This is a genomic window from Kitasatospora sp. NPDC032757, from assembly GCF_055579305.1.
On the sequence record NZ_JBVINN010000004.1, the window covers coordinates 451,886 to 463,235 of the forward strand.

Genomic DNA, 11,350 nt, shown 5'->3' on the forward strand with positions numbered 1-11,350 from the left:
GGCGACGGCTGGCCCACGGGCTTCGGCCTGGGCGGCGGCGGGGACTGCGGGGTGGCCATGGCGGTGCTCCTCTCGATCGGTGGTGTGGCGGTGTCCTGCCGCGAGATCAGCGGGTGTGTCCGGCCAGCACGAGTGCGGCAGCGGCGAGGTGCAACAGGGCCGCCGCCGACACGGCGTAGGCGGTCCAGGCGCGGAGGGGTTCGAAGGCTTCGGCGTCGCCGGGGTGTCGCCTCGTGGGCAGGTCGGTCACCGGGCGATGTCGGCATGGACGATCTTGCCGAACGGCTCGACCGTGACCCCCCACCGGCCGCCCGTGAGTTGGTGGACGAGGCCGAGCCCACGGTGGCATTCGTCGTCGTCGGAGGCGCGGAGAAGGACGGGCAGGGACCGCGAGCCGTCCCGCACCGAGATCCGCACGGCTTCATCGGCGATGAGCGTGACGGTGACAGTCATGAACAGCTGGCAGCCGGTCTTCGCCGCGTTGGTCACCAGCTCACTGGTGACCAACGCGGCGGTGTCGATCAGCTGGGGCAGTCCCCAGCTCGTCAGTTGGTCTCTGACCAGCCGCCGAGCCTGGCCCACCGATTCGGGCTGGTAGGCCAGGCATAAGGCCGCCGACTCGGTGAGCTCGCCGACGGTCGGCTCCGCGATGACAGTTACCAGAGGGCGGAGCAACTGCTTGCTGCCATAGCCGGTGCCAGCCGACAACATGGTGGGTCGAGGCATCGAGGTCACTCCCACGGGTGGTTTGGTGGATCCCTCGCCGTTGGTTGATGCGCTGGCGAGGTATTCCTAGTTCACCGTTCCGGGAAGGCCCGTGGGTCAAGCGAGACCGGACGTTTCACCGGACGTTTCGCGCATGGCGGGCGTTCTTCGGTGGGAGGGTGTCCTAGTCGTAGGTCTGCTGAGGGGGGTTTGTGTCAGCGCTGCCATTAGCCGATCAGCGGAAAGCCGCTGGATACACCCAAGAGGCGTTTGTTGCGGCGTTCTCGGACATGGCGCGGCGCATGGGAGTTGACGCGGCCGTGAGTGTGCGCCAGCTCCGTCGGTGGGAGTCGCTCAATCCGCCCTTGCCGCACCCCGGGCAACAGGCTGTACTGGAAGCATTGTTGGGTGTTCCACTTGCCGAACTCGGGTTCACCGTCCCGTTAGAGCGGGTCCACAGCACACCGAAGGGCGGGCGCCAGGAAGACGTGTTGCACCGTCGACAATTCGTCGTAGACGTCGGAGCCCTCCTCGGCGCCTCCGCCCTCCCCGCCGCGCGGACCGGCCGGCGCATCGGCACGATCGACGTTAGGGCCTTCCAGTCGGACATTGCCGGGCTGTATGCCATTGATCATTCGCGCGGCGGCCGAGTCGCTCGGCAGGCTGCCACGCGCGTGCTGAGGGGCATGGAGAAGGTCATGACCGATGGGGTGTACCTCGCCCCCGTCGGGCGTGAACTTCACGTCCTGGTCGGAACGTTGCACTCTCACCTCGGATGGATCGAGTTCGACGCGGGGAGGTCGGCGGCGGCCCGCGTGGCGTGCACAGAGGCGCTGGCTTCGGCCCGTCTGGTGGACAATCCGTTGTTGGAAGTCCGGGCGCTCGACAGCCTGTCCCTGCTCGCGGTTGAGCAGAAACGGCCATGGGAAGCGGTCGCGGCCGCGACCGCCGCCGGAGAGATCGCACAGGTGCACGGCGGACCGAGAGTGAAATCAGTGGTCGCGCTGCGGCAGGCTCGGGCGCTTTCGTCGGCCGGTGACCATCCGGGGGCCCGCCGGGCTCTGTCACAGGCTCTGACGTGGCAAGACAGGTCCGACAGGGACACTGACGCACCCCCGTGGACGGCGTTCGCCGGTCAGGTTGAGGTGGACTATGCGACGGCCGCGTGGCATGTGGAGACCGGGCACCTGGCGTACGCGGTCCCGTTCCTTCGGTCCGCCGTTGACCGGCTCGGTCCGACATACAGCCGAAACGCGGCACTGTACCGGGCGCGTTTGGCTGAGGTACTGATGAAGGCGGGCGAGATCGAGGAAGCCTGTGCCGAGGCGGTTGCCAGTGCCAATGCCGCGCAAGGGATGGCCTCGGCTCGGCTCGCTGACCGGCTGCGTACGGTGGCAGCCTCGGCCGCGGGCGTGGACACAGCGGCGGCACGGGACTGTGTCGAGGAGCTCCGGGTGCTCGGTGTCGCGGTGCAGAAACGGAGGACGGCGTGACGGTGACGGTGCAGCTTCTTGACGGAGAGGAAACAGCAGCTCTTGAGCCACAATTGAAGATGGTGTTTGCGGAGGCGTTCGCGGAGCCCCCGTACGGGGAGGGGCCGGCCGACGTGGAGCGGGCGTTCCGCCGGTTCCGCTCGCAGGTCCGTCGCCGCGGCTTCCGAGCCGCTGTCGCCTTCGACGGCGACACCGTAGTGGGCATGGCTTACGGCTACCCGCTGTCGGCAGGCACCGGATGGTGGGACACGCTGACTGATCCCGTGCCCGACGATCTCAGGCGGGAAGACGGAAAACGCACGTTCGGTCTCTTCGAGCTGGCCGTCCGACCGGCCCGGCGTCGTCAAGGCGTCGCCACCCGGATGCATCGCGTCCTCGTCGAGGGTCTCGACAACGCCCGGGTGATGCTGAACAGCCGACCGGAGGCCACTGCGGCGCAGGCGTCCTACCGTGCATGGGGCTACCGGCGGGTCGGCTCAGCGATCCCCTGGGAGGGCGCGGCCCGGCACGACGTGATGGTCCTCGACCTCGTCTGATCCGCCGCCCACGTCGGGGTTGGGAGACTGGGATTGACCGAGCATCGCGAGCCGTTCCTGTACGTCGTCTGCGCGTCTGGCATCGCCGCAGCCCGCGCGTGCGAGCACTCACCGCAGCGAATCTATGACTGTCCGTCAAATCCGCTGCTCTCGTGGCATAAACTGCAATGGCCACCGCCCAGTCGGGCGGTGGCCATTTCCACGCGTACGCCTACAACTTGGCGGTTCCGGCGCACGCGTCTACCAACCTCGGCCAGTATGCCAGCCGTGCTGTCTTCCGGCTCGCATATCGGCCACGAAAGGTCGAACGTGCACGTCGTCACCACCGAGGCCCTCGCCCTCGCCCGTCCCACCGGCACCCCGCCCGCGAACGAGTTCCGGATCCGGGTCGGGCAGTGGATGCAGAGCGTCCCGACCGGCGGGCCCTGGAAGTCCCTCGGGCCGTCCTTCGTCCTCTTCCTCATGCACGCCGCGCAGAAGGCCGACGCGGACGGGACCAACCTCCACTGCCCGCCGTCCAATCTCTGGTTCTCCCGCGCCTGCCGGGTCTCCAAGGACTCCGTCCCCGGCTTCTATCGCGCCGCCGAGGCGGCAGGGGTCATGGCCCTCGCCCATGGCCCCTCCGGCACCCGGGTGCGCGGCTACGCCGTCACCATGCCCCTGGGCGGCGTCCCCGACTGGGACGCCGCCCTCTCCGTCCTGCGCGCCGACGCCCGGCGCGTCAAGCAGGAGCTGCTCCGCTGCGACGCCGGTGAGCCCGCACGTGCGGAGTCGGCGAAGTCCGCACGTGCGGTGTTGCCGCAACCGCGTTGCGGGGAGCGGACATCCGCACGTGCGGAGTCGGGAAAGTCCGCACGTGAAGGCTCGAAGCTCCGCACGTGCGGACAGAACCAGGAAGTCCCTTACCAGGTAGAGCAGATGGTTGCTGTTGCGGTGACAGCTACCACTCCGCGCGCGAGCGAAGCGCCCGCGCCGGTACCGCTGCCGCCGTCCGACCGTACGGGCTGGGAGCGGATGACCGAGCATCTGCCACCCGACCTCCAGGAGCCCGCCCGCGCCGTCCCGGAGGATGACCTGCTGCGCCGGGTCACCACCATGGCCATCCAGGCCGACTGGGCGTCCCCGGGGTGGCTCGCCGCCCGCCTGGCGTCCCACCGGCCGGAGGATGCCCCCGCCGCCGCCCCTGCGGACCGTCTCGCCGCCGGTCTGGTCGCCGTCCTGTGTGTCCTCTCGGACCGGCATGCCCGCGGTGGGTCGGGGCTCCTATCCTCCTGCGCATGAGCAACGACGCTGGGAAGCCCCAGCCAATGCCGCTCCACTCGGTGTCCGTCGCCGGGGTCGTCGTACGTGAGGACGGCCGGGTGCTGGCGATCCGCCGGGCCGACAACGGCACCTGGGAGCCCCCGGGCGGGGTGCTGGAGCTGTCCGAGTCCATCGAGGACGGGGTGCGGCGTGAGGTCCACGAGGAGACGGGGGTCGAGATCGCAGTCGACCGGCTGACCGGGGTGTACAAGAACACCAGCCGTGGCATCGTCGCCCTCGTCTTCCGTTGCCACCCCGAGGGCGGGTCCGAGCAGCTCTCGGCCGAGTCGACCGCGGTCGCCTGGCTCACGCCCGCCGAGGTGTCCGACCGCATGGCCGAGGTCTACGCCGTGCGCGTGCTGGACGCGCTTCGGGGTGACGCGGCACCGAGTATCCGTGTTCACGATGGCCGGCACGTGCTTGGCCGGCAGTCGTCGGATGCGCAATCGTCGATGATGTCCGAGGCACCCTCCGGCGAGGACGGCATGACCTTCTACGGGCAGCACCGCGACTTCGTCGAGGAGTTGGAGCGGATCGCCCCCGAAGGCGTCCGGATCGAATGGTCCGGAGACACGCTGATCATGCAGGCGGTGCCGTCGAACATCCACCAGCTCAACGTCGCCCAGGTGCGCAGGCAGTTCGAGCAGCACGCTCCTGACGGCTATCTCCCCAGCGAGCGGAGCGAGATCGTCAGCCCGGATGTCTCCAAGGGACGCGAGCCGGACCTGACCTACCTTCCGGTGGACGTCCTCTCCCGGTCGGGCAACAAGGCTCCTGCTGCGGAGGCCCTGATCGCCGTGGAGATCGTCTCGCCGTCCAATCCGGGCAACGACTGGATGGACAAGCTGCACGACTACGCCGTGATGCGCATCCCCCTGTACCTGATCGTGGACCCGCGCCAGGAGACGGTGACGCTGTTCTCCGAGCCGAACCATGACCGGTACCACACCCGCAGCGACCGGAAGTTCGGCGACGCGATCGGCATCCCGGAGCCCTTCGGCTTCACGCTGGGCCTGTCGGAGCTCGTCCCGTACAAGGACTGACCCTTTGAGTTCGCCGGCTGGCGCCCGCCCTGTTCGGCCGGTGGCGCGTAATGCCGGTGAGAAGGATCATCGGGGCGTGATAGACCGGGGAGCACTATGAATATCACTGTCTTCTGCTCCGCGTACTCCCTCGACGACCGCTACACCGGCCCCGCTGCCGAGTTCGCCAGGCTTCTCGGGGAAGGCGGCCACACCCTCGTCTGGGGTGGCTCGAACGCCGGGTTGATGGGTCTGCTCGCGGACGGGGTGAAGGCGGCCGGCGGCAAGCTGGTCGGTGTCCTCGTCGAGCTGCTCAGGCACAAGGGGTACGAGGGTGCCGACGAGCTCGTCATGACCAGGGACCTCGCCGAGCGCAAGGCGCAGCTGCTGATGCGCGCCGACGCGGTGGTCGTGCTGGTCGGTGGCCTCGGCACGCTGGACGAGGTGACCGAGGTGCTGGAGCTGAAGAAGCACGCGCTGCACGACAAGCCGGTGATCGTCCTCGACACCGAGGGGTTCTACGCGGGCCTGCGCACGCAGCTGGAGCGGATGGACGCCGAGGGCTTCCTGCCGCGCCCGCTCGGGGAACTGATCAACTTCGCGGACACTCCGGCTCAGGTCTTCGACCAGCTCAAGGCCTGAGAGGATCAGGGCCATGGCTGCACATCTGATCACCGGCGCGGGCTCCGGCATCGGCGCCGTCCTCGCCGAACGTCTCGCCGAGCGCGGGGACGAACTCTGGCTGCTGGCCCGCGACGCCCGCCGGGGCGCCGAGCTGCGGGAACGCTTCCCCGACGCCCGGACGCTGGTCGGGGACCTCAAGGACCCGGCCAAGCTGTCCTGGGCCTTCGGCCACCAGGCGCTCCCGGTCGAACTGGACTCGCTGCTGCACGTGGCGGGTGTGGTCGAGCTCGGCCAGGTCGGTGAACTGCCGGTCAAGGCCTGGCAGGAGACCCTGAACGTCAACCTGGTCGCCCCCGCCGAGCTGACCCGGCTGCTGCTGCCCTCGCTGCGGCTGGTCAAGGGCCACGTGGTGTTCGTCAACTCCGGCGCGGGCCTCAACGCCCATGCCGACTGGTCGGCGTACGCGGCGAGCAAGCACGGGCTGAGGGCGCTCGCCGACTCGCTGCGCCAGGAGGAGCACGCCAACGGCGTCCGGGTCACCTCGGTCTACCCGGGCCGCACCGCCACCGCGATGCAGGTCAAGGTGCACCAGCAGGAGGGCAAGGCGTACGACGCGGACCGCTGGATCGAGCCGGAGTCGGTGGCGAAGGCGATCCTCGCCGCGCTCGACGCCTCGCGCGACGCGGAGATCACCGAGATCACCGTCCGCCCGGGGAAGTAGGGCAGAGGGGGCAGGAAGCCGGCCCGGCCGACTTCCTGCTCCACGGTGCTACGACGGGCCCCTGAAACCGCCTTGGCGAGGACTTCCCCCCTGTGTCATGATCCCTCCGCCCTCCGCTGGGAGAACCCCAGGTTGACGAGGGTATGAACGCGGCATTCGACCGCATTTCCCGCCCAGGGGGGCATCCCAATTTCCAGAACCCGCATAGCGCTGGCCGTCGGCGCGACGCTGCTCGGCACGGTCGGCCTGCCGGCCGTCGGAGCGAACAGCGCGGTCGCCGCGGCCACCACGCTCTACGTCGACAACGCCGCGGGCGCCAACTGCACCGACAGCGGCACCGGCACCCAGGCGGCGCCGTTCTGCACCGTGGGTGCGGCGGCGGCCGTGGTCCAGCCGGGCCAGACCGTCGAGATCGCCGACGGCACCTACAACGAGACCCTGACCATCACCCGGTCGGGCACCGCGGACGCGCCGGTCACCTTCCGCGCGAAGAAGAACGAGAACACCTCGGGTGGCGGCGCCCGGTTCGGCAGCTGGGACAAGCCGGTCAACGGTTTCTTCGTCAAGGGTGCCGAGCACGTCCGCTTCGAAAACCTGGTCATCACCCCGGTCTACCGGGGGCCGTCGGTGGTGGTGGACGGCGCCCGTGACGTGGCGTTCGACAACACCGGAATCTCCGGAGGCAACAGCGTCCGGATTACCAACGGGTCCGACAAGGTGCTGTTCGGGCGAGGCGACATCAACACGGCGGGCCCGGGGCTCATCGTGGACGGCGGTTCCACCGGAACGGTGGTCACCACCAACGTCCTGCAGCCCGGCTCCGTGGACGACGAGACGGGCATCCTGGTCAAGGACGCCCCGAACACCGTCGTGGTGAGCAACTCCATGAACACGCGCTGCTTCCCCGGCGTCGTGCTGGACGGCGCGTCGACCGGCGCGGTGGTCGAGAACAACGTGGTGAACGCCGCCGCGGACCTCGACAAGTCCTGCGGTGACAAGGCCGCCAGGGCCACCGGGATCACCGTCGGGGCGAACTCCACCCGGGATACCAAGGTGGACTACAACGTCGTCGAGTCGCGCAGCGGTGGCGCCGGCTACAACTGGGCCGGTACCACCTACGCCACCCAGGCCGCCTTCACCGCGGCCACCGGTCAGGGCGCGCACGACTTCGTGGTGCCGTCGTGGTCCCAGAAGGGCCCGAACGCGCCGCTGGACCACACGGTCGACTCGGCCGACGAGAGCGCCCCGGGCATGCTGCCGTCCGACCGTGGCGCCTGGGCGCCGGCGGACGACGTGACGGTGCCCAACACGGGCACCGGCAGCGGCATCCGCGACCGTGGCGCCTACGAGAACCTCGACGTGGGCAGCGCGTTCACCCCGGCCGGCCCGACCCGTCTGCTGGACACCCGTGAGCCGATCGGTGTCCCGTCGGCGCAGGCCGTCCCCGCGTGGGGCACCGTCGACCTGCCGGTCGCGGGCGTGGCGGGGATCCCGGCCACCGGCGTGACCGCGGTGACGATGAACGTGACCGTGACCGAGCCGCAGGCTGACGGCCACCTCACCGTCTACCCGCACGGCGACGAGGCGCCGGCCTCGTCGAACCTCAACTGGGCGGCGGGTCGCACGATCCCGAACCTGGTGACGGTTCCGGTGAAGGACGGCAAGGTCTCCTTCTTCAACGCCTCCGGCGGCACCGTGCACCTGATCGCGGACCTCGCCGGCTACTACAGCGCCAAGGGCTACCTCTTCCACGCCCAGGGTCCGACCCGTCTGCTGGACACCCGTGAGCCGATCGGTGTCCCGTCGGCGCAGGCCGTCCCGGCGTGGGGCACCGTCGACCTGCCGGTCGCCGGCGTCGCGGGGATCCCGGCCACCGGCGTGACCGCGGTGACGATGAACGTGACGGTGACCGAGCCGCAGGAGGTCGGCCACCTCACCGTCTACCCGCACGGGGACAAGGCGCCGAACGCCTCGAACCTCAACTGGACGGCCGGGCGGACGATCCCGAACCTGGTGACGCTCCCGGTGAAGGACGGCAAGGTGTCCTTCTACAACGCCTCGGGTGGCACCGTTCACCTGATCGCGGACCTCGCCGGTTACTACACCGCCGCGGGCAAGGTGAGCTACCGCCCGGTGGGGCCGTGGAGGCTGATCGACACGCGTGAGTACATCCGTTGGGAGGACAGCGAGCGTCCGGCGGGCACCGTCCCGGCCTGGGGCACGCTGGACATCCCCCTCGGTGACATCCCCAACGTCACCGCGGTGACCCTGAACGTCACGGTCACCGAGCCGGGCGCCGAGGGCCACCTCACCGTGTACCCGCACGGCGATGCCGCGCCGAACGCCTCGAACCTCAACTTCCTGCCCGGGGAGACCATCCCCAACCAGGCCGTGGTCCCGGTCAAGGACGGCGTGATCTCGTTCTACAACGCCAGCGGTGCGCCGCTGCATCTCGTCGTCGACCTGTTCGGCTACCAGGCGTACTGACTCGAAAGCACCACCCCGGCGGCCCCGCCACCGAGCCTACGGCCCGGCGGCGGGGCCGCCCGCGTTAGTGGTCCCGGGGCGGTGTGCCACCCGGCATTCCGGGCCCCGCAGGACGCCTTCGTCGAGGTGTCGAAACGCGTTGCGCGTCCTCGTCGGGCTGTGGAATGATCCGCCCGCCCTCCGCCGGGAGAACCCCAGGTTGACGAGGGTATGAACGCGGCATTCGACCGCATTTCCCGCCCAGGGGGGCATCCCAATTTCCAGAACCCGCATAGCGCTGGCCGTCGGCGCGACGCTGCTCGGCACGGTCGGCCTGCCGGCCGTCGGAGCGAACAGCGCGGTCGCCGCGGCCACCGCGCTCTACGTCGACAACGCCGCCGGTGCCAACTGCACCGACAGCGGCACCGGCACCCAGGCGGCGCCGTTCTGCACCGTGGGCGCGGCGGCGGCCGTGGTCCAGCCGGGCCAGACCGTCGAGATCGCCGACGGTACCTACAACGAGGACCTGACGATCACCCGGTCGGGTACCGCCGAGGCGCCGATCACCTTCCACGCCGAGAAGGGCGGGAGCTCCTCGGGTGGCGGTGCCAAGATCGGGACGTGGGACCAGCGGGTCAACGGCCTGGTCGTCAAGGGCGCCGAGCACCTGCGATTCGAGAACCTGAGCTTCGCTACCGCTTTCAAGAAGACGTCCGTGCTGGTGGACGGCGCCCGTGACGTGTCGTTCGACAACACCTTCGTCTTCGGCGGCGCCGGCATCCACATCACCAACGGTTCCGACAAGGTGCTCTACGGGCGTGGCGACTTCGGCTATGTCCAGGGACCGGTGGTCACCGTGGACGGCGGCTCCACCGGGACGGTGGTGACCACCAACAGGCTCCAGGCGAACTACGCGGACGAGATGACCGGGGTCCTGGTCAAGGACGCCCCGAACACCGCCGTCGTCAGCAACACCCTGTACTCGTCGTGCTTCCCCGGCATCGTGTTGGACGGCGCGTCGACCGGTGCGGTGGTCGAGAACAACGTGGTGAACACCGCACAGGGCATGGACAAGCCGTGCGGCGAGCAGGACGGCCGGGCCACCGGGATCACCGTCGCCCAGAGCGCCACCGGCGGGACCAAGGTGGACTACAACGTCGTCGACCCGCGCAGCGGTGGCGCCGCGTACAGCTGGGCCGGGACCGCCTACGCCACCCAGGCGGCCTTCACCGCGGCCACCGGCCAGGGCGCGCACGACTTCGTGGCATTGAGCTGGGCCCCGAAGGGCCCGAACGCCCCGCTCGACCTCACGGTCGACTCGGCCGACGAGAGCGCCCCCGGGATGCTGCCGACCGACGGCGGCGGCCGGGCCCCCGTCGATGACGTGACGGTGGCCAACACGGGCACCGGCAACGGGATCCGCGACCGCGGCGCCTACGAGAACCTCGACGTGGGCAGCGCGTTCACCCCGGCCGGTCCGACCCGCCTGCTGGACACCCGTGAGGCGATCGGAGTGCCGGTGGCGCAGGCCGTCCCGGCGTGGGGCACCGTCGACCTGCCGGTCGGGGGTGTGGCGGGCATCCCGGCGACGGGCGTGACCGCGGTGACGATGAACGTGACGGTGACCGAGCCGCAGGCTGACGGCCACCTGACGGTCTACCCGCACGGCGACGAGGCGCCGCCTTCGTCGAACCTCAACTGGACCGCCGGGCGCACGATCCCGAACCTGGTGACGGTTCCGGTGAAGGACGGCAAGGTCTCCTTCTTCAACGCCTCCGGCGGCACCGTGCACCTGATCGCGGACCTCGCCGGCTACTACGGCACCAAGGGCTACCTCTTCCACGCCCAGGGTCCGACCCGTCTGCTGGACACCCGTGAGCCGATCGGCGTCCCGGCGGCGCAGGCCGTCCCGGCGTGGGGCACCGTCGACCTGCCGGTCGCCGGCATCGCCGGCATCCCGGCGACGGGCGTGACGGCGGTGACGATGAACGTGACGGTGACCGAGCCGCAGGAGGCCGGCCACCTCACGGTCTACCCGCACGGGGACAAGGCGCCGAACGCCTCCAACCTCAACTGGACGGCCGGGCGGACGATCCCGAACCTGGTGACGCTCCCGGTGAAGGACGGCAAGGTGTCGTTCTACAACGCCTCCGGTGGCACCGTGCACCTGATCGCGGACCTCGCCGGCTACTACACCGCCGAGGGCAAGGTCAGCTACCGCCCCTACGGGCCGTGGCGGCTCATCGACACCCGTGAGGACACCCGCTATGAGAGCAGCGAGCGTCCGGCGGGCACCGTCCCGGCCTGGGGCACGCTGGACATCCCCCTCGGTGACACCCCGAATGTCGCCGCCGTGATCCTGAACGTCACGGTCACCGAGCCGGGCGCCGAGGGCCACCTCACCGTGTACCCGCACGGCGATGCGGCCCCCAACGCCTCCAACCTCAACTTCCTGCCCGGGGAGACCATCCCCAACCAGGT

At 70.0% G+C, this 11,350-nt stretch carries 9 protein-coding genes and 2 pseudogenes; 9 read left to right on the forward strand and 2 right to left on the reverse strand.

The window, feature by feature from the left end; genetic code table 11:
- Positions 1-106 precede the first annotated feature (106 nt).
- Positions 107-250: a hypothetical protein gene (locus ACZ5WK_RS09620; protein WP_465546557.1), complete on the reverse strand. Its 144-nt coding sequence runs from the start codon at positions 248-250 to the stop codon at positions 107-109.
- Positions 247-726, reverse strand: a complete 480-nt coding sequence (locus tag ACZ5WK_RS09625; RefSeq protein WP_465546559.1) for an ATP-binding protein — start codon at positions 724-726, stop codon at positions 247-249. The genes ACZ5WK_RS09620 and ACZ5WK_RS09625 overlap by 4 nt, the downstream gene beginning before the upstream one ends.
- 191 nt (positions 727-917) lie before the next feature.
- On the opposite strand from ACZ5WK_RS09625, the gene ACZ5WK_RS09630 reads away from it, so the two are divergent.
- The 9 genes and pseudogenes from ACZ5WK_RS09630 to ACZ5WK_RS09670 all read left to right on the forward strand — a co-directional run.
- Positions 918-2,198, forward strand: a complete 1,281-nt coding sequence (locus tag ACZ5WK_RS09630) for a helix-turn-helix domain-containing protein (RefSeq protein WP_465546561.1) — start codon at positions 918-920, stop codon at positions 2,196-2,198.
- Positions 2,195-2,734 (forward strand): GNAT family N-acetyltransferase, encoded by a 540-nt coding sequence (locus ACZ5WK_RS09635; RefSeq protein ID WP_465546563.1) that lies wholly within the window; start codon positions 2,195-2,197, stop codon positions 2,732-2,734. Before ACZ5WK_RS09630 ends, ACZ5WK_RS09635 begins: the two co-directional genes overlap by 4 nt.
- A gap of 267 nt (positions 2,735-3,001) precedes the next feature.
- On the forward strand, positions 3,002-4,015 hold the full coding sequence (locus ACZ5WK_RS09640) for a hypothetical protein (protein WP_465546565.1): 1,014 nt from the start codon (positions 3,002-3,004) through the stop codon (positions 4,013-4,015).
- A pseudogene (locus ACZ5WK_RS09645) lies at positions 4,012-4,458 on the forward strand (NUDIX hydrolase); the annotation flags it as partial. The gene ACZ5WK_RS09640 and the pseudogene ACZ5WK_RS09645, both read left to right, overlap by 4 nt.
- Before the next feature lie 105 nt (positions 4,459-4,563).
- Positions 4,564-5,079: pseudogene (locus ACZ5WK_RS09650) on the forward strand (Uma2 family endonuclease); the annotation flags it as partial.
- A 96-nt stretch (positions 5,080-5,175) separates the two neighbouring features.
- Positions 5,176-5,700 carry an LOG family protein gene (locus ACZ5WK_RS09655; protein ID WP_465546567.1) on the forward strand — a complete coding sequence of 175 codons (525 nt, stop codon included), beginning with the start codon at positions 5,176-5,178 and terminating at the stop codon, positions 5,698-5,700.
- Between the two features lie 13 nt (positions 5,701-5,713).
- Positions 5,714-6,403 (forward strand): SDR family oxidoreductase, encoded by a 690-nt coding sequence (locus tag ACZ5WK_RS09660; protein WP_465546569.1) that lies wholly within the window; start codon positions 5,714-5,716, stop codon positions 6,401-6,403.
- 366 nt (positions 6,404-6,769) lie between these two features.
- Entirely contained in the window at positions 6,770-8,890 is a 2,121-nt protein-coding gene (locus ACZ5WK_RS09665; protein ID WP_465546571.1) for a right-handed parallel beta-helix repeat-containing protein, read from the forward strand.
- 433 nt (positions 8,891-9,323) lie between these two features.
- Positions 9,324-11,350, forward strand: a 2,027-nt coding sequence (locus ACZ5WK_RS09670; RefSeq protein WP_465546573.1) for a right-handed parallel beta-helix repeat-containing protein, incomplete at its 3' end; no start/stop codon positions are given.

What these genes read in the sequence shown, in the direction of transcription:
- ACZ5WK_RS09660 (WP_465546569.1), top strand. Translation starts at nt 5,714, where the DNA reads ATGGCTGCACATCTGATCACCGGCGCGGGCTCCGGCATCGGCGCCGTC.
- ACZ5WK_RS09625 (WP_465546559.1), bottom strand. Translation starts at nt 726, where the DNA reads ATGCCTCGACCCACCATGTTGTCGGCTGGCACCGGCTATGGCAGCAAG.
- ACZ5WK_RS09655 (WP_465546567.1), top strand. Translation starts at nt 5,176, where the DNA reads ATGAATATCACTGTCTTCTGCTCCGCGTACTCCCTCGACGACCGCTAC.